This window comes from Pseudorhodobacter sp. (assembly GCF_034675685.1).
Lineage (GTDB): Bacteria > Pseudomonadota > Alphaproteobacteria > Rhodobacterales > Rhodobacteraceae > Pseudorhodobacter.
The window spans coordinates 452022-470304 of the sequence record NZ_JAUCDA010000002.1; the positions used below are offsets into that span (position 1 = coordinate 452022).

Genomic DNA, 18283 nt, shown 5'->3' on the forward strand with positions numbered 1-18283 from the left:
TTATTGCTCTGGGGGTTGATATAGCAGTTTTACGCCGTTTTTCAAAACAAGAACATAGCTGCCGGATCCATCACGCATCTGCGTGATTTCCATCGCGCCAGCCGTCAGATCTCCGGCGGGGCCCTGGCCTGCAACAGCGGTTTCGCTGACCAAGGACGTGCGATCCAGTGCGGCGGTCATCGCCTCGGTTTGCAGGGCATAGCCGGATGAGGTGGTGATTGTCACTCCGCCCTCAACCAGCAGCGTATTCAGCTTTGTATCCAGCAGCCCGCGCGCCGCAACAAGCTGTGTGCGGGCGCCGTCCGGGGTTTTCAGGTCAACGATCAGGGCTGCAGCACTGGCACCCGCCCCCGTGGCTTGCTGCGGCCGCGCCTCATCGGCGGCAATCGTCAGGGCGGCACCATCATCGGTAACGCCAGCCCAGGTCGGGCTGGTCAACCGGGGTTCGCGGATGCGGTCGGCAATATCGACCTCGGCAAAGGGAATGGCATCTGACGGGTCAATCGTGCGCGAGACAAGAAACAGCGTAGACAAGATCGCAAGCGCCAGCAGCGGCAAGACAATCTTTAGCCAGGCAACGGCGGTCGAGTGAAAATTGTCATGGCCAGTCATTGCGCCCTCGGGCCGATTGTTTGCACCATCAGAATAGTCGTTACACGCCAAAGGGCCAAGCGATGCCCGCAAGAACGGCGCCGATCCGCTTAGTGATGGTAGATATCCAGCGGCGTATCATACCCCATAAGGTCCAATTCGGCGCGGGTCGGCAGAAAATGGAACAGCCGGTTTGCAAGATCCATCCGGTCCTCTCGGATCAGACGCGCCTCCAGCGCCTCTTTCAGCTTGTGCAGATACAGCACGTCAGAGGCCGCATATTCCTTTTGCGCATCGGTCAGTTGCACTGCCCCCCAATCCGAGGTTTGCTGCTGTTTCGACACATCCACGCCCACCAGTTCGGCCAGCAGGTATTTTAGCCCATGCCGGTCGGTAAAGGTACGAATCAGCCGCGATGCGATCTTTGTGCACCAAACCGGCGCCGTAACCACGCCAAACGCATTCAGCAAAGCGGCCACATCAAAGCGGCCAAAATGGAACAGTTTGGTCACGGCCGGGTCGGTCAGCAACCTTTCCAGATTCGGGGCCGAGGTTTGGCCCTTGGCAATCTGCACCAGATGCGCATTGCCATCGCCGGCTGAAAGTTGCACCACACACAATCGGTCGCGGCGCGGATCAAGCCCCATGGTTTCCGTATCAATCGCGACAAGCGCGCCAAGGTTCAGCCCATCGGGCAGATCGTTTTGATGCAGGAAAATGGTCATCAGGCGTTGCTTTCGGCTATGGTCGGATTGCGCGCTTATAGGCAGGCCGCGCGTCAAAAGCCAAGCGATTGGTGCAGCGATACCTTTACGATGCCACCCAGATAGCGGAAACTTGAAACGAACCGCGTCAGCACAAAAGGCCCCACCATGACAAACCCGCTTTACGACACGCTTTTTGGCCGTCATTCCGGCCGCAAAGATGCGTTTTTGCACCTTGGCACCAGCACATTGTCCTATGCCGACTTTCTGACACGCGGGCAAGGATTTGCGGCAGAGATCACGGCGCTGGGCCTGCAAGCGGGCGACCGGCTTGCCGTTCAGATTGACAAATCGCCTGATGCCCTGGCCGTCTATGCCGCCTGCGCCCAGTTGGGTGTGATTTTTTTGCCATTGAATACGGCCTATACACCCGTCGAAGTGGCCTATTTCGTCGAGAACTCTGGCGCGCGGCTGTTTTTGTGTCGGCCCGCCGATGAAGCGGCTTTGGCCCCGGTGGCACAAGCAGCGGGCGCCACGCTCCGCAGCCTTGGGGCAAAGGGCGAAGGCAGTTTTGCCCAAGCCGCCGATACACGCACCCCGCTGAAGGCCGTTACACCCCGCCAAGGGGATGATCTGGCAGCATTCCTATACACATCGGGGACGACCGGGCGATCAAAGGGCGCGATGTTAAGCCAGGACAATCTGCTGTCAAACGCACGGGTACTGGCCGATTTCTGGCAGTTCACCGATCAAGATGTGCTGTTGCATGCCTTGCCGATCTTTCACACACATGGCCTGTTTGTCGGCACCAATATCACGCTTGTTGTCGGCGGCTCGATGATCTTTCAGCCCGGTTTCAACGTGGATGCGCTGATAGACGCGATGCCAGCGGCGACCACCCTCATGGGGGTGCCAACCTTCTATACACGGCTTTTAAGCCACCCGCGTTTCACCCGTGATCTTACCCGGCATATGCGGTTGTTCGTGTCCGGCTCGGCCCCGCTTCTGGCCGAAACCCATCGTCAGTTCGAGGCGCTGACCGGGCATCGGATTCTGGAACGCTATGGCATGACGGAAACCAATATGAATACCTCCAACCCCTATAAGGGTGAACGCCGTGCAGGCACCGTCGGCATGGCCCTGCCAGGGGTTGAGCTGAAGGTGACTGACCCGGCCACCGGCGCAGACCTGCCGCAAGGAGAGATTGGCCTGATTGAGGTGCGCGGGCCAAATGTCTTCAAAGGTTACTGGCAGATGCCCGAAAAAACCGCCGAGGAATTGCGGCCGGACGGGTTTTTCATCACCGGCGATCTGGGGGTGATTGATGGCGATGGCTATGTCTCGATCGTGGGTCGGAACAAGGATCTGATAATTGCAGGGGGGTATAATATCTATCCCAAGGAAATCGAGACCCTGCTGGATGATCAGCCCGGCGTTGTGGAATCAGCGGTGATCGGCGTGCCGCACCCGGATTTCGGGGAAAGCCCGGTGGCGATTGTGGTAGCGGAAAAGCCGGGTATTGCGGTCGCGGATCTGCACGCTGCGCTAGAAAAATCCCTGGCAAAATTCAAACTGCCCCGAGAGATTTTCTTGGTGCCGGATTTGCCAAGAAACACCATGGGGAAGGTGCAGAAAAACCTGCTGCGTGACATGTATGCGCGGGGTGATTTCAAGGGATAAGGCGAAACGCGTTACCGTAACCATAAGCCCCATAAAAAAGCCGCCTGCAGTGCCATCCGAACCTTTCGAACAGCACCGCAAGCGGTATTGGGCCAATCCGTTCCAACAAGGCGTGCCGGATCAGATCGTTGTGCAATCAGGCCTTGCTGATCCACTCGTCCACTTCACGCTCGGCCACTTCCTTGGAATGGCCGTAGCGCTCTTGCACCTTGCCGATCAACTGATCGCGCTTGCCTTCAATGCGATCAAGATCATCATCCGTAAGTTCGCCCCAACGCTCTTTGGCGGCACCTTTGATCTGTTTCCACTTGCCTTCGATTTGATCCATATTCATGGCTGTCTCCTTGCAAATGGCCCGCCCGCTGCAGGCCTTTCATACATAGAGAACGTGCGGCGCGGCGGTCGGTTCCCGGCCCTGCTGCGGGAATGTGACTATTTTGCTTTTGGCAGTGCAAGTGGCCACAAACCACAGCCCCTGGTCCCCCTTGCACAGAATCGCCGCCATGAATGGGCAGATCAAACCGCAGTTGGCGGCTCATTGCCCGTGTCATCTTCATCCGGTGGGGCTGCGCGATTTTCAGCTTTCAACAGGTCGGTGATCTTGAACACGACTTGAAGGCGGTAAGACTCGGCTTCATGCGCCTGCCTCAGGGTTCCACCGATCTGCTGTGCAAAAGCCACAAGCAATTGCGCGCCCAGGCCGGTGCTGGTGTTCAAAACCCCGTCACCCGTCATCGCGGGCGCCTCGAAAACGGTATTGGTCACATCCAATACGGCCAGCCCATTTGGCTCTCGCTTCATCGAAACGGCCAGCTTGGGGCGGCCCCCATTTGGCGCGCGGGCGTATTTGATGGCATTCGTCAGCGCCTCGGTCAGCAGCAAGGACAGCGGCACGGCCTGATCAGGGGTCAGGCGAATATCATCAAAATCGGTTGAGACATCAATCTGCCGCCCCGGCCCCGTCGCGATGTTTACAGTTTGGCGGGTTATGTCAGACAGCAATTCCTGTGCATAAATATCCGACAGGCCGGTGGTTTGATACAGGCCGCGGTGGATCGTGGCCAAGCTCATGATCCGTTCTTGCAAGCCTTTCAGCAGCCCTTTCGCCTCGGGGGTGCGGGCTTGCCTGATTTGCATATTCATGATCGAGGCAATCAGTTGCAGGTTGTTCTTGACCCGGTGATGCACCTCACGCAGCAGCACCTCTTTTTGATGAACCTCGTCTTCCAGGCTCGCCTCATTGCGCATTATGTCATCTGTCATCGTCGAATAAGCGTCGGCCATTTCCCGCAATTCAAGCGGCGCCCCTTTCAATGAAACCTCAGTGTGTCGGCGCTGCCCGCGGGTGAAGTATAAAATCGACAGATGCAAAGCGCGGACATGGCGCACAACCAGAATTTCCGCCGCCCAAACCGACATGCCAAGCCCCGCAATCCACAGCAATATCGGAAACCATGTTGGCCCCAGCCCGAAAGGCATGGCAGATTTGGCGGATTTGCTTGGCCAGCTTGACATCAGGTAAAGCTGTTCCTTGACCAGTGGCAGCACGGCATAGGTGGTTTTTGCCCCCAATACCGAGCTGGCGGTAAAGACCCGCGCTTCTTTGCCGATAAAACTGTCCAGCGTGATCCCGGTCGGCAATACGCTGCCCACGTTATCAATCCCCATACTTGCGGTCAGGATGTCGCCTTCGCGGTTGAAGGTCCAGAACTGCACGTCGTTGGGGTCTGTGATTTCATCGGCATCTTTCAGCATCTGCAGTTTTTCATGCGGCAACCAGGCGCTGGCATAGCCAAGGTACCCACCTTGCCGGTCAAACACCGGGCGTATGACGCCCATGACCGAGGTCCCGGAAATGGGGCCATTGCGCGACATGGTAAAAGCAGGCGCACGATAGGCGCTGACAATATCAAACAGCGGGATTGTCGAATAATCAAAATCGCGGTCAGTAGAAGAGCAGGTCATCCGGCCGCTTGCAGGCACAAAGGACAGCAGGCTGAAATCGGGCATATCGGCTATGGTATCACGCATGAGTTTTGAGCAGGCGGCATCATCATTCATCACATCAGGCACAATTTGGGCGATGCCCGCAACCACCCCCTGTGCGTAGCTGATAAGCCGGATTTCACCTGCGGCAGCCCGCAGGCTTTGGCCCATAAGCGCCTCTTCGGTGCGGCCCTGCGCCTCATGCGCAAGGTTGCTGGTTTGCAGATAGGCGACAATGCCCAGCGGCAGCAGTGCCGCCGCCATCAACGTGGCAAGCCGCACCCCAAGACTGCGCATCCAGCGGTGGCTGCGCTGGCGGAAAGGAAGGTTTTTCAAGCGGCGTCCTGTGAATTTGGCGTTGCAGCATCAAAACCGCCGATAAGGACGCTTTCGCCATCGGCAAGGCCCATCAGTTCGGCAAGGCGTTTGCGGGCGCGGTTGGTCCGGCTTTTTACCGTGCCTTCGGCAACGCCCATCATTTCGGCCGCTTCTTCGGTGGTAAAACCAGAGCCACCGACCAGAATAAGCACCTCGCGGTGCTCGACCGACAGTTGATCAAAGGCAGCGCGAAAATCACTAAAGGCCAGCCTGCCGTCGTGGTCGGGTTTCACCGACAATTTGGTCGCATGGATACCGTCAGGGTCCGGCACCTCGCGCCGATGTTTGCGGCGGTCTGAATAAAAGGTGTTGCGCAGGATGGTAAACAGCCACGCCTGCATATTGGTGCCCGGTGTGAATTTGTCAATTTTCGTCCAGGCCTTTACGATCGTATCTTGCACAAGATCATCGGCAGCGGCGACATTGCGGGTCAGGCTGATGGCAAACGCGCGCAGCGGAGACAGGTAGTTGACGATCTGGTCGCGCGGATCGGACAAGTCTTCGGATATTTCGGACTCTGTCTCTGGCTGTGCGGTCATGACTTTTCCTCACCAGATTTTTCTTTCTGTCGCAACTGGTCAAGAAGGGCTTTGAACCGATCGGGCACGTCTTCGCTTAGCGCGTCTTGATAAACGCGCTTTAGATTCTCGTCGATCTGCTGACGCAGATTTGCCTTTGGGTCACTGTTTGGCATATCAAGTATCTTCTTTCTGCTGCCCGGCTTTTCCTGCACTTTACTTGGAACCAAACGCGCGGCCATGCGTTTGGTTCCCGAGAAAACGGAAAAACTTTGATAAAACGTGATCCATGAGGGAAAACATGCCAAATAAAACCAGCAGTGATGTTGCAAGCACCATCGGCCAACTCCTGCCCTATCTGCGCCGCTATGCCCGCGCGCTGACCGGAAGCCAGAAAACCGGCGACAGTTTTGCCGCTGCAACTTTGGAAGCGATGCTGGAAGATCCGGCGGCGCTGGCGCAGTTGGGTGATGTGCGCGTTGGGCTGTTTCATGCCTTTCATCTGGTTTGGTCCAGCGCCGGGGCCCCGCTGGGCGAACCCGACTCGCGGTTTTCCGCGATTGCACAGACGCATATGGCAGAGCTTACGCCAAATTCGCGTGAGGCCCTGCTGTTGAAGGCCATCGAAGGATTCACCCTGCAAGAGGTGGCCGCGATCATGCAGATCGACGTTGACGAAACCGTTTCCCTGATCGCCAAAGCGATGGAGGAGATGGAGGCAGCCGTTGCCGGGCGCGTGATGGTGATCGAGGATGAGGCCATTATCGCAATGGACATCAGCGCAATCGTCACCGAAATGGGCCACTCGGTTACAGGTATCGCACGGACCCATAAAGAAGCCGTGGCACTGGCCGCCTCTGAAAAGCCGGACCTCATTTTGGCAGATATCCAATTGGCCGATAAATCTTCGGGGATTGAGGCCGTGAATGAGATTTTGGCGCAGTTCGACGATATTCCGGTGATTTTCATCACGGCCTTCCCCGAGCGTTTGCTGACAGGTGACAAGCCAGAGCCAGCTTTCCTGATCACCAAACCCTATTCCGAGGATCAGATTCGTTCTGCCTTGGGTCAGGCGATGTTCTTTTCCAGCACTGAAACGCTCCACGCCTGAGGGCCAAACACCAAAACAAAGGCCCCCGGGTTCCGGGGGCCTTTTGCCTGACCGATTTATTTGGCGGCGGTGGCGCGCAGCATCCAGGCCGCCTGTTCGTGAAAGGCTGAGCGCGCGGTCGCCAGATCGGCGGTCACCGGGTCGCGGTGCCCTTCGGCCAGTTCGATCAGATCATGAAAGCGGCGGGCCACAGTGGCGTGATCCCTGGCAAGATCTTCGACCATTTCCTGTGCCGATGGGGTTTTATTCAGGTCCTCGATCAGCGATAGCTTCATGATCTCGGTCAGCGACATCGGGGCAAGCTGGCCCAAGGCCCGCATCCGCTCAGCCAACAGATCGGCGGCAGCGAACATTTCCTCATATTGTTCCTCGGTCAGATGGTGGATCGAGAAAAACATCGGGCCTTCGACATTCCAATGATAGGCGTGGGTCTTGAAAACCAGCCGGTAAGTATCAGCCACCGCTTTGGCCAGACCCTCGGCCAGCAACTTTGCGTCTTCAACACCGGTTTTCACCTTGTCAGCCTGTGGAACAACTTTCATTTCCTGTGCCATGATATGTCCTTTCTTATCTGGTCTTATCTGGTCTTATCTGGTCTTATCTGGTCCTGTCTGCTTTTCCTGTCTTGCCAAGAAGGCTTTCCTTGGCATCAGGTCGGGCATCAGGAGGGAAACGCAGGCAGGCAATTCCGGGTTCCATCGCGGTTTGCAAACCGCTGCAGCACGGACAAAACCTGTGCGGTGGTAAAAGGGGTATCCAAGCGACCGCATATCGCAAGATGTGGGGGGGCCGCGCCATCACCCACCAAAATACAGCGCATCTGGCCCGGAAACGCCGGGGTTGCCTCTGGTAAGTCGGGGCGTGCATCTGCTGCCAAACCTGCCGCAAGCGCAAGGTCCACAAAGGCCAGACAGACATCCGCCTCACGCTGATTTTCCCCCATCTGGGTCATGGCCTGCGCCATGTCAGGCGCCACGATGACCCGCGCAGCCATATCAAATTCAGCAATGGTCAGCGCAATATCCTGGGCCACAAGAGGCTGTCGCAGCACCACAAGATAGACCTGCCCTTGGCCATTCATAATTGGACCCCTTTGAAAATCAGGCATTTCACGGCGGTGTGAAAAAAAACACCAAATGCAACCGTATTTAGCCGCCTATGATGGAACTGTTTTCAAGTTGGCGCATTAAACTGTGACATAGCAAACGAGGAAACATGCCCGTATCTTGTGAAAACTGCCCGCTGCGCAACTGCGAGGCTTTTGTGCCAATGACAGATGCGGAAGTGGCCTTCATGCGCCAATTCAAAAGCGGTGAGTTGCGGGTGGATGCGGGCAGCACGATCTTGATGGAAGGGTCAAACAGCCCGCAGCTTTTTACCGTGCTAAGCGGGATGGGAACGCGCTATAAAACCCTGGAGGATGGCAACCGGCAGGTGATCAACTTTCTGTTTCCCGGTGATTTTATTGGGATGCAGGCGGGCATCATGGGCGAGATGAAACATTCGATTGATGCCTCGACCCCGATGGTTTTATGCGTCTTCAATCGGTCTGATCTGTGGTCGATGTTCAAATCCCACCCCGACCGGGCGTTTGATCTGACATGGATCGCGGCGGTGGAGGAGCATTTTCTGGGCGAAACCATCGCCACACTTGGGCAGCGTGATGCGATGGAAAAAATTGCCTGGGCGCTTTTGCGGATGTTCAACAGGCTGCGGATGGTTGGGCTGGAAAAAGCGGGCGCCGTGCCCTTTCCCTTTCGGCAGCGTGACCTGGCCGATGCGCTGGGCCTGTCGCTGGTCCATACCAATAAAACGCTGTCGGCGTTGCGATTGCGCGGGCTGGCGATCTGGTCCGATGGGCATCTGACAATCCCCGACCGCGGCGCGCTTGCCGCCCTTAGCAATGCATCGCCAGAGCCGCTGGAGAAGCGGCCGTTGATGTGAATGGCCTGCGGGCTTGTATTTTTTGAGGATTATGTTAATAGGTATCTTAGATACCTATTTATTCCACAGGCGAGTCGAATGCATCTGAACTCTTTCACCGATTACGGTTTGCGCATGATGATGCGGATGGCAAGTGCGCCAGAGCGGGCATTTTCAACCGCCGAACTGGCCGAGGAGTTTGGTCTGTCGCGCAACCATCTGGCAAAGATCATGCAGCGACTTGCGCAGGGCGGGCTGGTTGAAACGCGGCGCGGTGCTGGTGGGGGCGCATTTCTGGCGCGACCACCACAACACATCCGGCTGGGCGAAATTGTTCGCCATCTGGAAGAAAAATCAGCGCTGGTGGAATGTTTCCGGGCCGATGGCGGTGATTGCACCATCAATGGCCGTTGCCAGCTAAAGGCGCGATTGCGGGCTGCCGAGTTGGCCTTTCTTGACAACCTTAACCGATCGACCTTGGCAGATATATCGCTGACCCCCGCTTTGGAGCTGTGAGCACAATGGAAAATGGCACCATGACCGCAAGTCTTACCCTGAATGAACGGCGCATCGGTATGGGCCTTTCGGTTGCACTTGCCCTGCTTGGCCTGTTTATGGCAGCCGCTGCCCGGCATGGGGTGATGGCAGTGCATGGCGGCATGGCGCTGGTGCTGGGTTTGGCGCTGGTTTTCATCATCGGCGGGTCGCTTTATGACCAGCCCGGACCGGGCCACGCACGCCTGACCCGCTATTATGACGCGACAACCCGCTTTGGCATTGTGATGACGCTGATCTGGGCGATATTCGCCATGGCAGTGGGGGTTTGGGTGGCGGCCCTGCTGTACTGGCCCGAGGCGACGCCGCTGTGGGCCGCGACCAGTTTTGGGCGGTTGCGCCCGGTGCATACCACCGGCATCATCTTTGGCTTTGGCGGCAACGCGCTGATTGCGACATCGTTTCATGTGTTGCAGCGCACCTCGCGGGCGCGGCTGGCCGATACCGTCAGCCCTTGGGTGGTGCTGATCGGGTTCAACCTGTTTTGCCTGTGGGCGGTAACCGGCTATCTGATGGGCAGCACCCAATCCAAGGAATATGCCGAGGCCGAATGGTATGCCGATATTCTGCTGGTGGTGGTCTGGCTGGTCTATTTCGCATTGTATATCCGCACCTTGGCCCGCCGGAATGAGCCGCATATCTATGTGGCGAACTGGTATTACATGGCCTTCATTCTGGTGGTGGCGATGCTGCATATTGTCAACAATCTGGCCCTGCCGGTCAGCTTTGCGGGCGCGAAAAGCTATACGATCTGGGCGGGTGTGCAAGATGCGATGATCCAATGGTGGTACGGGCATAACGCGGTGGCGTTTTTCCTGACGGCCGGTTTCCTCGGGATGCTGTATTATTTCCTGCCGGTGCGGTCGGGGCGGCCGATCTGGTCATATCGGCTGTCGATTGTCAGCTTTTGGGGTATTGTGTTTTTCTATATCTGGGTGGGGTCGCATCATCTGCACTACACCGCCCTGCCCTATTGGGTGCAGACGCTGGGGATGACGTTTTCGGTGATGCTGCTGGTGCCAAGCTGGGCATCAGCGGGCAATGCGATTGCCACGCTGAACGGCGCCTGGCACAAGGTGCGCGATGACGCTACGCTGCGGTTCATGTTTGTGGCTGCGGTGTTTTACGGGCTTTCGACGTTTGAAGGGTCATTCCTTGCCATTCGCCCGGTCAATTCACTATCACATTATACCGATTGGACCGTGGGGCATGTACATTCGGGCACGCTTGGCTGGGTCGCGATGATCATTTTCGGCGCGATTTATACGCTGGTGCCGATGCTGTCGGGGCGTGACGAAATGGCTTGGCCCAAGGCGATTGAATGGCATTTCTGGCTGGCTGTGGGCGGCACGCTGGTTTACGTGATTGCGCTGTGGAATGCGGGGATTACCCAAGGGCTGATGTGGCGCGCCTATAATGAAGATGGCGCGCTGTCTTACAGCTTTGTCGATTCCGTGCGCGCCATGGCACCCTATTACCTGCTGCGCACCATAGGCGGGCTGATGTTCCTGACCGGGGCGGTGATTTGCGCGCTGAACTGCCGGGCCACGATGCGCAATGTCGGTGACAAGGTGAATATCGCCGACCACCCCCTTCACACGCAACCGGCGGAGTGAGCCATGCTGAAGCTGCATTACAACCTTGAAAAGCTGTCGATGGGGATGGTTGTGGGGATTATCCTTGCGGCCTCGATTGGCGGTATTGTGGAAATAGCACCGCTGTTTACGATTGATGAAACCGTCACCCTGCCCGATGATCTGCGGCCCCATACCCCGCTGGAACTGGCAGGGCGCGAGATTTATCTGCGTGAGGGATGCTATGCCTGCCACAGCCAGATGGTGCGCAGCTTGGCGGATGAGATTGACCGCTATGGCCCCTATTCGCTGGCCGCCGAAAGTGCCTATGACCACCCGATGCTTTGGGGGTCAAAGCGCACCGGCCCCGATATTGCGCGGCTGGGTGAGAAATATTCAGATGATTGGCATGTGGCGCATCTGATTGACCCGCGCGCCGTGGTGCCCGCGTCAATCATGCCCGCCTATCCGTGGCTGATGCAGCCGCTGGATACGTCAATCCTGCAAGGCCAGCTTTCCACCCTTGCCAAGTTGGGCGTGCCCTATGATGCGGATAAGGTGGCCAATGCCGTAGCCGATGCCGTGGCGCAAAGCCGCCCCGATTCTGCTGGGGCCGAAGCCGTGCAGGAACGCTATGGCGCGCATGTCGCCCTGCGGGCCTTTGACGGTGACCCCGCAAATCTGACTGAAATGGACGCCGTTGTCGCCTATCTGCAATCGCTTGGGACGCTGACCAAAGCACCGTATGAAATGACAGCAGGCAACGAAAGAACTGCGGGGGCCGTGCAATGACCCATGAAACCTATGTTCTGATTGCCAAGATATTCGGGCCGATCTGGATGGCCGGGTTTTTCCTGATCATCGTAATCCGCGCCTACAGCCCCAGCCGCCGCGCCGAACACGAACGCGCCGCACGGTCGATTTTGCAAGAGGATGGGGTTGCGCAAAAGGAGAAGGGCAATGCGTAAACCCACCGACCCGCGCGATCTGCCTGATGCCGACCCCCACACCGGCAACCGTTTCATCGACCCGGTGACGGGCTATGACACCACGGGCCATGATTGGGCGGGCATTACCGAGCTGAACACGCCTTTCCCGAAAATCGTGATCTGGGCGTTGATTTTGACCTTTATCTATTCCGCGATCACATGGGTTTTGCTGCCTGCATGGCCCTACGGGCGCGATTACACGCGCGGGCTGCTGGGGCTGGACCAGTCTGAAATGGCACAGGCGCGGCTGAAGGTGATCAGCTTGGCGCGCGATGATTGGATGGTGCAGTTCACCGACCCCGATTTTGCGGCCCTGGCGGATGACCCGGCAACGGTCGCCCGCGCGACCGCCGCAGCGCATCGCTTGTTCAAGGATAATTGCGCGGCCTGCCACGGCGAAACCGGGGCGGGGGGGCCGGGATTTCCGGTGCTGAATGATGGCTATTGGCTGTGGGCGGGCGACCCTGCGACCATTGCCGAAACCCTGACGGTTGGCATCAATTCCGAACATCCCGATACGCGTATCGCTGAAATGCCGATGTTTGACTGGCTGGAGCGGGATGAGCGCAGCGCGCTTGCGCAATATGTTGCCGCCTTGCCCCTGGGCAGCGCTGATCATGCCAGCCCTGCCGGGGTGTTGTTTGAGGATAACTGCGCCTCATGCCACGGCGACCAGGGGGTTGGCGGGCTGGAGGTTGGTGCGCCCTCGCTGGTCGATGCCGCCGTGATCTATGGTCAGGACAAGGCCTCGGTTGAACACACGCTGCGCTATGGGCGGCGCGGGGTGATGCCGTTCTGGTCAGACCGGCTGAGCGTGGAGGAGATCAACATGCTGGCGTTTTACGTCTCACGTCTGGCGGATACGAAACAGGAGGCCGCGCAATGACTGTAACCACGCAAAAGCGGCTGGCGATTGGCGGGGCGTTGCTGCTGCTTGGCATCTTTGTGGCGGCGAATGTGCAGTTGTTTTTGGCGGCATTCGGGTCGCAGCCCGCCTGTGTTGCGGTTGAAGGCGCGGGTATTCCCGCCAAACGCGCCTGCTAGGGGGATTGATATGCTGGAACCACTTCCGACCCTGCAAGCGCCGCAACCTGCGCCGTCGCGCCTTGCCCGTAACCTGCCTGCAACTGCGGCGTTGACGTGGCTGGCAGAGGGCTGGGCCGACATGCGTGCGGCACCGGGAACAAGCCTTGCTTACGGCGTTTTTCTGGTGCTGGTGTCTTATGCGGTGCTTTGGGTACTGGCGGCCTCGGGGTTGCTGTACCTTGCCTTGCCTGCAATCGCGGGGTTTTTGATTGTCGGGCCGTTTCTGGCGCTTGGGCTGTATGAAAAAAGTCGCCGCAAGGCATTGGGTGAAAAAACTTCGCTGGGGCAGATGTTGCTGGTGCGGCCTGAATCGACGGCACAACTGGCCTTTGCCGGGTTGATGCTGGGGATGTTGGTGCTGTTTTGGCTGCGCGCCGCTGATCTGCTGTATGCGTTGTTCTTTGGCATGGCCCCGTTTCCGGGGGCGGCGGATGCGCTGACCAATGTGCTGACCACGCCGCGCGGCTGGGCGCTGTTGCTGGTGGGTGCGGCTGTGGGCGGGCTGTTTGCCGCTTTTGCCTTTGCGCTAAGTCTGTTTTCGGTGCCGATGATGATGACAAACCGGGTTGACGCGCTGACCGCGTTGGGGTTGAGCTTTGGCATGACCACGCAGAATCTTGCGCCTTGCCTTGCATGGGCGGCGATCATTACTATTGGCATGGCCGTATCGGCGGCAACCGGGCTTTTGGCGCTGGCGGTCGTGTTTCCGGTGCTTGGTCACGGCACCTGGCACGCCTGGCAAGCAATGAACAGGGATGGGCCATGAGCAGCTTTTTCATCCTTATCCCGCTATCAATCGGCATGGGGCTTGTTGGCCTGCTTGCCTTTCTTTGGGCCATGCGCAGTGATCAGTTTGACGACCCCGTGGGCAATGCCGCGCGCATCCTTGACCCCGTTACACCCCAAAATGAAAAGGACTGACCTATGACAACCTGGCTTCCCACCCTGATCACCGCCACCCCCGAAGAGGGCTATAACCTTGCCGTCAAAATGGCACGGGTTGCGGTTAAAATGACCCAGCCAGATGCCGAAGTGCGCGAAAAATTGCGCCCGGTTTACGCGAATGACGCCGATGCGCTGATCGCGTCAAGCCAGGTTGTGGCCACGCATTTTGCAACGGTGGCGGCGGCGAATGGCTATTGGCACAAACCGTCATGACGGGCATTTCCGTTGGTGATGAGGGCTTTGTGATCGAAGCCCAAATTCTGGCGGACGCCTTTCATCTGCAAGCGGCCGAGGTGCCCTTGCAAATGAAAGACGGCAAGATCACCTCACGCTGTGAAAAAGGCGTGGATGCAGATGCCGGGCGCTGGCGGTTGACGTTTTTTCACAAAGACCGCGCATTGCGGCTGACGGTGGATGCCGCCGGAGAAATTCTGGCGCGCGCCAGTTTTGATACGCTGCGCCCGCAGCGCTGATCGGCACGCCCATCAAGTTCGCGCATGTTGAATGGGCCACCTATGGCGTTTCGGCTTTGACTTGAATCACCGCCCATCACATAGCGCGTTTCGCCTTTAGCTTGAAACATGGCCCAAGGCGAAACGCTTTGGCCCGGATGCATCAATGTCGGCATCCCAGCTTGAAACCAGCATCGCAATGGGCTGCAAGGCGGGCGCTATCGGCCTCGGACCAGTTTTCCGGGTCGGTAACCGCGACCCAGGGCCGAACATAGTCTGGCCCATAATAGGCATGGCCGTGACCATCCGGCGCGGTGTTGGCCAACACCATATCCACGGCCAGTTGAAATTGCGTCACCACGGGAATGAACTGCATCTCGGGTGAGACATCCATCGCGGCCGGCTCTGTCATCCAGACCGGCGCGCGAAATACCGATGTCGGCTCGTAAAACACGATAGGGTCGCTGGGATATTGCAGATAGACCAAACGCATATTCCCCCACCCCTCGGGCCCGCCTGCATCCTGGTTGTGCGCGGCAAAGCGAACCAAGCGGCCATCGCCAATGGTAGGCCGAACGTAAGGGCTGCCGGGCTCACGCTCGGCATTGATGCTGGTCCACATCGCGGATGGAAAGGGTGGCCCCGCCCAAAACGCGCCGTTGATCGGGTCATCCAACAGCGCAACCAGCCCCGTCCCATGCATCGAGGACCACGCGCCAAGGCTGAGCCCGTGGATATAAAGCCGGGGCCGCGCCTCCTTTGGCAGCGTTTTCCAATAGCCATGCACCTTTGAAATCAGCGCCTGCGCCTGATCAAGGCCAGAACGGGTTTCAAGGATCAGCGCCAGCGGTGATTGCAGATAAGAATATTGCACCGCCACCGTCGCAATGTCACCGCCATGCATATATTCCACCGTGTCAACCGCACCCGGGTCAAGCCAACCCGTGCCTGTCGGCATGGCGATAATCAGGATTTTACGATCAAACCCACCCAGCCGCTTCAGTTCTGCCAACGCAACCCCGGCACGCGCCTCGGGCGTTTCATCCTGCGCCAACCCCACATAGACCCGGATCGGTTGCAAGGCCGCACGCCCGGTAAAGGCAGCAATCGCTGCGGCATCCGGCCCCGCGGTAACATAATCACGCCCCGGCTGCCCCATTGCGCCCCAGTCAATCAAAGAGCCTTCGCCACCGGGAATAGCGCTGCCATTGGGTGCGGGTGGCGCGGTATCAAAAAGATTTTGCGCCACGGTCACCGATTTGTCCAGGTTGGCGATCACCTTATCCAACAGACCATCCCGCGTGACCACCGTGATGATAAGCACTGTCAGCAGAAACCCGGCGATATCGGCACTGCGCCGTGGCATATACCGATAAAGACGGCGCCTCAGCACATCAAAGGCCAGACGCACCAAAAAACCAAGGATGACCAAAGTGGTAAACACAGCCAGGGCCAGCAACAGCATCAGCGAGGTGTGGCTGCTGTCCACCAGCTCCATTCCCATGCGCGAACGGATACCGTTCTGCCAGTCTTGCGTTTGGCCAAGACACAGAACCAATGTGACAAAGGTGGGTATGGCCGCAGCAAGATTGACCAATGCCGCCAGGCGGCCCTTAAGTTTAGGCAAGCCCAAAACCCACCACAGGCCCACGCAAACCCGACCGATCAAATAGCCAAGCGCCATGAGCAACCCGCCCAGCGCGCCCTGTGTCTGCCATCCGCGCGGGATCAGCGAAGGCGTCAGCGATGCCGCAAGAAACAGCAGCCCCAAGAGCAGCGGCAGCACTGTCAGGCCGGTCTTGCCAAAAATGTGCATCAGTCGCCTCTTTGCTTGCGGCGCGGCAGGTGCAGCCGCATCGCCCCCCTGTTAGCATGACAGGCAGCGCAACTGCAAAGGTGGCGGCAAACAAAACGCAATCGTAAATCCGTCTGGTGTGGCACCCGAGTTGGGAAAATCCACATTCGACCATAAAAGGCACGCCGCCCATTCGCACCAATCGGGATTGGCGGCAAACAGGCGGCGAAATTGGCTTGGTCAGGCGCTTATATCGACCTCAAGATCCAGAAACGGTGCGTATTGTTGCGCGCCAAAGATATCGCCATCGCCCGCGCTGCCCGATGGGCGCAGCCGCAGGATGGTGAATTTGATCGCATAGGCCGGATCATATTCCACGAAATCGGTCAGCCGCGCAGGATCAACCCTCAGCAGGGCGCAAACGCTGTCCGGCGTCAGCGCGCCAGAGCGTTTCACCATGTCATAAGTCGCCTTTTCGCGAAAGATGATGTCAAAGGTGATTTTATCAGTGCCTGCGTTCTTGGACCGGATGGTTTTGGCCAGATCAGACAGTTTTTTACGGGTATTCATGCTGCATCTCCTGTCACCATATCGGAGTGGGTCGGGAACAGTTCCAGCGGGTCATCCACCGCCATCGTGTGATTAAGCGTCCAGCGGTAGGCGGGGCTGGCGCGCAGCACCTCATCCAGCACAAAAGACACGCCGCCAGCAGTACCTTTCACGTCAGGCAGGCGGGCATAGAACATCTGACGCGTGCCGGTCATGGTGACTTCTTCGGCCATTTCCACGGTGGGTGCCACGCCCTGAACCATCACGCACAGCTCATGCCCCGGCTGGTCGCGCAGCGGTTCCATCGGCCCCATGATGCCATCGCGGCCAAAGACGTTATAGTGCAATTCCCAGCCGTCAGGGCCAAAACGCTCTATCGTTTGGTTGCGCGCCCATTCGATCACCGCATCGACGTTGGCAACGGTATAGGGGTCACGAATACCCGCCATGCCCACGAACCGCTCTCCAACTTTGCCAGAGCCTTCCAGCTTTACCCGGAACTGTTCCGCCGGAACAAACTCCATCCCGGTGACGCGGGTGGTTTTGTCGGCCACTTGGTCATAGTGGCAATCGGTCATATCCAGCATACCGCCCGCCACAAATTCATGGAACGGGTTGGAGCGTTCGTACATCGCATGCCCCGCCACCGATGCCACGGTGCAGCGCTGGCTTGGGCTCATCGCGGTGACTTCAACGTGATCGGCGGTAATTTCGCCCATCACGGTTTCCTTGGCGCCGTAGGGTTCGGCGCAAAACGATGCACATTCCAGCACCTTGCCAAGGTAATAGCTTTGCGCCTCGGGGTAGCCTTTGTGCAAGGCCGCGGCGGCGAAAATCGCACTGTCGGACGAGCGCCCGCCAATGATCACATCGCAGCCATCCTCCAGCAGTTTCAGGAAGGGATGCACGCCCGCCATCGCCACGATACGATTGGTGGCATCAAGTTCCGACTCGGTCAGATCTTCGCGCGCATCCAGCCCCGTGATCGGCGAGCCGCCACGGATTTTCGCGCGCACAAACTCGCGGTCCACTTCGGAATAGAACCACCCCACACGAAACGGCGGCAGTTTGTGCTTGGCCGCGATCTCGCGGATCATTTCGACATACATATCGACGCGGCTGTTGGTGCCGGTATCGCCTGCCGAGCCGATGATCATTGGCACCCCGATGCGGCGCGAGGCCAGCAGCATTTCCTCCAGGTCATGTTCCTGCCATGCCTTCGGGCTGGCGCAAACATCATGGCCAAGCGGGCCCGGACCGATATCATCGCTGCCAGAATCGGCGGCGATAAAATCGGGCTTGGTTTCTACCGCGATGTGAAAGCTCTCGGTCTTGAGCGGGGCAAAGCCCAAATGGCCATTGGGGCAGATAATTCGTAAAGATGCCATGTCCGGCCTCCATGCTGCGATTTCATTACCCCCTTAGATGCAAAATTCATGCCACCAAT

At 58.2% G+C, this 18283-nt stretch carries 24 protein-coding genes; 13 read left to right on the plus strand and 11 right to left on the minus strand.

All coding sequences use genetic code 11. From position 1 onward, the window contains the following. Together lptC and VDP61_RS02255 are read right to left on the minus strand one after the other, a co-directional pair. Complete coding sequence (lptC, locus tag VDP61_RS02250) at window positions 1-612, minus strand: LPS export ABC transporter periplasmic protein LptC (protein ID WP_323005306.1); 612 nt, start codon at window positions 610-612, stop codon at window positions 1-3. An 89-nt stretch (window positions 613-701) separates the two neighbouring features. Next, entirely contained in the window at window positions 702-1316 is a 615-nt protein-coding gene (locus VDP61_RS02255) for a ribonuclease D (protein ID WP_323005307.1), read from the minus strand. Between the two features lie 147 nt (window positions 1317-1463). Here VDP61_RS02255 and VDP61_RS02260 point away from each other — a divergent pair, with 147 nt between their 5' ends. Further along, window positions 1464-2975: a malonyl-CoA synthase gene (locus VDP61_RS02260; RefSeq protein ID WP_323005308.1), complete on the plus strand. Its 1512-nt coding sequence runs from the start codon at window positions 1464-1466 to the stop codon at window positions 2973-2975. A 136-nt stretch (window positions 2976-3111) separates the two neighbouring features. Here VDP61_RS02260 and VDP61_RS02265 read toward each other — a convergent pair whose 3' ends face one another. The 4 genes from VDP61_RS02265 to VDP61_RS02280 all read right to left on the minus strand — a co-directional run bounded on the left by VDP61_RS02265 (window position 3112) and on the right by VDP61_RS02280 (window position 6099). Then, window positions 3112-3309: a CsbD family protein gene (locus VDP61_RS02265; protein ID WP_323005309.1), complete on the minus strand. Its 198-nt coding sequence runs from the start codon at window positions 3307-3309 to the stop codon at window positions 3112-3114. A 182-nt stretch (window positions 3310-3491) separates the two neighbouring features. Then, a complete protein-coding gene (locus VDP61_RS02270; protein WP_323005310.1) occupies window positions 3492-5297 on the minus strand; it encodes a histidine kinase dimerization/phosphoacceptor domain -containing protein in 1806 nt (601 codons plus the stop codon). Further along, window positions 5294-5878: an RNA polymerase sigma factor gene (locus tag VDP61_RS02275; protein ID WP_323005311.1), complete on the minus strand. Its 585-nt coding sequence runs from the start codon at window positions 5876-5878 to the stop codon at window positions 5294-5296. The genes VDP61_RS02270 and VDP61_RS02275 overlap by 4 nt, the downstream gene beginning before the upstream one ends. Continuing rightward, on the minus strand, window positions 5875-6099 hold the full coding sequence (locus VDP61_RS02280) for a NepR family anti-sigma factor (RefSeq protein WP_415234417.1): 225 nt from the start codon (window positions 6097-6099) through the stop codon (window positions 5875-5877). The genes VDP61_RS02275 and VDP61_RS02280 overlap by 4 nt, the downstream gene beginning before the upstream one ends. A 59-nt stretch (window positions 6100-6158) precedes the next feature. Between VDP61_RS02280 and VDP61_RS02285 the strand changes: the two genes are divergently transcribed. Further along, window positions 6159-6968 (plus strand): response regulator, encoded by an 810-nt coding sequence (locus VDP61_RS02285; protein WP_323005312.1) that lies wholly within the window; start codon window positions 6159-6161, stop codon window positions 6966-6968. A 56-nt stretch (window positions 6969-7024) separates the two neighbouring features. Here VDP61_RS02285 and VDP61_RS02290 read toward each other — a convergent pair whose 3' ends face one another. After that, the gene (locus VDP61_RS02290) at window positions 7025-7522 is read right to left on the minus strand and encodes a Dps family protein (RefSeq protein WP_323005313.1); all 498 of its coding nucleotides are present in this window, start codon (window positions 7520-7522) and stop codon (window positions 7025-7027) included. 107 nt (window positions 7523-7629) lie between these two features. Beyond that, window positions 7630-8049: a hypothetical protein gene (locus VDP61_RS02295; protein ID WP_323005314.1), complete on the minus strand. Its 420-nt coding sequence runs from the start codon at window positions 8047-8049 to the stop codon at window positions 7630-7632. Between the two features lie 134 nt (window positions 8050-8183). Here VDP61_RS02295 and VDP61_RS02300 point away from each other — a divergent pair, with 134 nt between their 5' ends. The 11 genes from VDP61_RS02300 (at window position 8184) to VDP61_RS02350 (ending at window position 14513) form a co-directional block, all read left to right on the plus strand. Further along, a complete protein-coding gene (locus VDP61_RS02300) occupies window positions 8184-8912 on the plus strand; it encodes a Crp/Fnr family transcriptional regulator (protein WP_323005315.1) in 729 nt (242 codons plus the stop codon). Window positions 8913-8990: 78 nt separating this feature from the next. Then, entirely contained in the window at window positions 8991-9407 is a 417-nt protein-coding gene (locus VDP61_RS02305) for an Rrf2 family transcriptional regulator (RefSeq protein ID WP_323005316.1), read from the plus strand. A gap of 20 nt (window positions 9408-9427) precedes the next feature. Next, window positions 9428-11062, plus strand: a complete 1635-nt coding sequence (gene ccoN, locus VDP61_RS02310; RefSeq protein WP_323005317.1) for a cytochrome-c oxidase, cbb3-type subunit I — start codon at window positions 9428-9430, stop codon at window positions 11060-11062. A gap of 3 nt (window positions 11063-11065) precedes the next feature. After that, window positions 11066-11812 (plus strand): cytochrome-c oxidase, cbb3-type subunit II, encoded by a 747-nt coding sequence (gene ccoO / locus VDP61_RS02315; RefSeq protein ID WP_323005318.1) that lies wholly within the window; start codon window positions 11066-11068, stop codon window positions 11810-11812. Continuing rightward, the gene (locus VDP61_RS02320; RefSeq protein WP_323005319.1) at window positions 11809-11988 is read left to right on the plus strand and encodes a cbb3-type cytochrome c oxidase subunit 3; all 180 of its coding nucleotides are present in this window, start codon (window positions 11809-11811) and stop codon (window positions 11986-11988) included. Before ccoO ends, VDP61_RS02320 begins: the two co-directional genes overlap by 4 nt. After that, complete coding sequence (gene ccoP, locus VDP61_RS02325) at window positions 11981-12895, plus strand: cytochrome-c oxidase, cbb3-type subunit III (protein WP_323005320.1); 915 nt, start codon at window positions 11981-11983, stop codon at window positions 12893-12895. The genes VDP61_RS02320 and ccoP overlap by 8 nt, the downstream gene beginning before the upstream one ends. Next, a complete protein-coding gene (locus tag VDP61_RS02330; protein WP_323005321.1) occupies window positions 12892-13053 on the plus strand; it encodes a hypothetical protein in 162 nt (53 codons plus the stop codon). Before ccoP ends, VDP61_RS02330 begins: the two co-directional genes overlap by 4 nt. Before the next feature lie 10 nt (window positions 13054-13063). Then, a complete protein-coding gene (locus VDP61_RS02335) occupies window positions 13064-13861 on the plus strand; it encodes a DUF2189 domain-containing protein (RefSeq protein ID WP_323005322.1) in 798 nt (265 codons plus the stop codon). Further along, complete coding sequence (gene ccoS, locus VDP61_RS02340) at window positions 13858-14016, plus strand: cbb3-type cytochrome oxidase assembly protein CcoS (RefSeq protein WP_323005323.1); 159 nt, start codon at window positions 13858-13860, stop codon at window positions 14014-14016. Before VDP61_RS02335 ends, ccoS begins: the two co-directional genes overlap by 4 nt. Before the next feature lie 3 nt (window positions 14017-14019). Then, window positions 14020-14253: a hexameric tyrosine-coordinated heme protein gene (locus VDP61_RS02345; protein ID WP_323005324.1), complete on the plus strand. Its 234-nt coding sequence runs from the start codon at window positions 14020-14022 to the stop codon at window positions 14251-14253. Next, window positions 14250-14513, plus strand: coding sequence for a DUF6522 family protein (locus VDP61_RS02350; protein ID WP_323005325.1), 264 nt, complete (start codon window positions 14250-14252; stop codon window positions 14511-14513). The genes VDP61_RS02345 and VDP61_RS02350 overlap by 4 nt, the downstream gene beginning before the upstream one ends. A gap of 142 nt (window positions 14514-14655) precedes the next feature. Here VDP61_RS02350 and VDP61_RS02355 read toward each other — a convergent pair whose 3' ends face one another. From VDP61_RS02355 to VDP61_RS02365, 3 genes are all read right to left on the minus strand, one after another. Continuing rightward, complete coding sequence (locus VDP61_RS02355; RefSeq protein WP_323005326.1) at window positions 14656-16308, minus strand: alpha/beta hydrolase; 1653 nt, start codon at window positions 16306-16308, stop codon at window positions 14656-14658. Window positions 16309-16527: 219 nt separating this feature from the next. Continuing rightward, window positions 16528-16857 carry a DUF4387 domain-containing protein gene (locus VDP61_RS02360; RefSeq protein WP_323005327.1) on the minus strand — a complete coding sequence of 110 codons (330 nt, stop codon included), beginning with the start codon at window positions 16855-16857 and terminating at the stop codon, window positions 16528-16530. Beyond that, complete coding sequence (locus tag VDP61_RS02365; RefSeq protein WP_323005328.1) at window positions 16854-18224, minus strand: acyclic terpene utilization AtuA family protein; 1371 nt, start codon at window positions 18222-18224, stop codon at window positions 16854-16856. The genes VDP61_RS02360 and VDP61_RS02365 overlap by 4 nt, the downstream gene beginning before the upstream one ends. Window positions 18225-18283: the final 59 nt, after the last annotated feature.

What these genes read in the sequence shown, in the direction of transcription:
- ccoP (WP_323005320.1), top strand. Translation starts at nt 11,981, where the DNA reads ATGCGTAAACCCACCGACCCGCGCGATCTGCCTGATGCCGACCCCCAC.
- VDP61_RS02280 (WP_415234417.1), bottom strand. Translation starts at nt 6,099, where the DNA reads ATGGCCGCGCGTTTGGTTCCAAGTAAAGTGCAGGAAAAGCCGGGCAGC.
- VDP61_RS02355 (WP_323005326.1), bottom strand. Translation starts at nt 16,308, where the DNA reads ATGCACATTTTTGGCAAGACCGGCCTGACAGTGCTGCCGCTGCTCTTG.
- VDP61_RS02255 (WP_323005307.1), bottom strand. Translation starts at nt 1,316, where the DNA reads ATGACCATTTTCCTGCATCAAAACGATCTGCCCGATGGGCTGAACCTT.
- VDP61_RS02335 (WP_323005322.1), top strand. Translation starts at nt 13,064, where the DNA reads ATGCTGGAACCACTTCCGACCCTGCAAGCGCCGCAACCTGCGCCGTCG.
- VDP61_RS02305 (WP_323005316.1), top strand. Translation starts at nt 8,991, where the DNA reads ATGCATCTGAACTCTTTCACCGATTACGGTTTGCGCATGATGATGCGG.
- VDP61_RS02295 (WP_323005314.1), bottom strand. Translation starts at nt 8,049, where the DNA reads ATGAATGGCCAAGGGCAGGTCTATCTTGTGGTGCTGCGACAGCCTCTT.
- VDP61_RS02260 (WP_323005308.1), top strand. Translation starts at nt 1,464, where the DNA reads ATGACAAACCCGCTTTACGACACGCTTTTTGGCCGTCATTCCGGCCGC.
- VDP61_RS02275 (WP_323005311.1), bottom strand. Translation starts at nt 5,878, where the DNA reads ATGACCGCACAGCCAGAGACAGAGTCCGAAATATCCGAAGACTTGTCC.
- ccoS (WP_323005323.1), top strand. Translation starts at nt 13,858, where the DNA reads ATGAGCAGCTTTTTCATCCTTATCCCGCTATCAATCGGCATGGGGCTT.
- VDP61_RS02320 (WP_323005319.1), top strand. Translation starts at nt 11,809, where the DNA reads ATGACCCATGAAACCTATGTTCTGATTGCCAAGATATTCGGGCCGATC.
- VDP61_RS02265 (WP_323005309.1), bottom strand. Translation starts at nt 3,309, where the DNA reads ATGAATATGGATCAAATCGAAGGCAAGTGGAAACAGATCAAAGGTGCC.
- lptC (WP_323005306.1), bottom strand. Translation starts at nt 612, where the DNA reads ATGACTGGCCATGACAATTTTCACTCGACCGCCGTTGCCTGGCTAAAG.
- VDP61_RS02285 (WP_323005312.1), top strand. Translation starts at nt 6,159, where the DNA reads ATGCCAAATAAAACCAGCAGTGATGTTGCAAGCACCATCGGCCAACTC.
- VDP61_RS02360 (WP_323005327.1), bottom strand. Translation starts at nt 16,857, where the DNA reads ATGAATACCCGTAAAAAACTGTCTGATCTGGCCAAAACCATCCGGTCC.
- VDP61_RS02290 (WP_323005313.1), bottom strand. Translation starts at nt 7,522, where the DNA reads ATGGCACAGGAAATGAAAGTTGTTCCACAGGCTGACAAGGTGAAAACC.
- VDP61_RS02345 (WP_323005324.1), top strand. Translation starts at nt 14,020, where the DNA reads ATGACAACCTGGCTTCCCACCCTGATCACCGCCACCCCCGAAGAGGGC.
- ccoO (WP_323005318.1), top strand. Translation starts at nt 11,066, where the DNA reads ATGCTGAAGCTGCATTACAACCTTGAAAAGCTGTCGATGGGGATGGTT.
- ccoN (WP_323005317.1), top strand. Translation starts at nt 9,428, where the DNA reads ATGACCGCAAGTCTTACCCTGAATGAACGGCGCATCGGTATGGGCCTT.
- VDP61_RS02330 (WP_323005321.1), top strand. Translation starts at nt 12,892, where the DNA reads ATGACTGTAACCACGCAAAAGCGGCTGGCGATTGGCGGGGCGTTGCTG.
- VDP61_RS02365 (WP_323005328.1), bottom strand. Translation starts at nt 18,224, where the DNA reads ATGGCATCTTTACGAATTATCTGCCCCAATGGCCATTTGGGCTTTGCC.
- VDP61_RS02300 (WP_323005315.1), top strand. Translation starts at nt 8,184, where the DNA reads ATGCCCGTATCTTGTGAAAACTGCCCGCTGCGCAACTGCGAGGCTTTT.
- VDP61_RS02350 (WP_323005325.1), top strand. Translation starts at nt 14,250, where the DNA reads ATGACGGGCATTTCCGTTGGTGATGAGGGCTTTGTGATCGAAGCCCAA.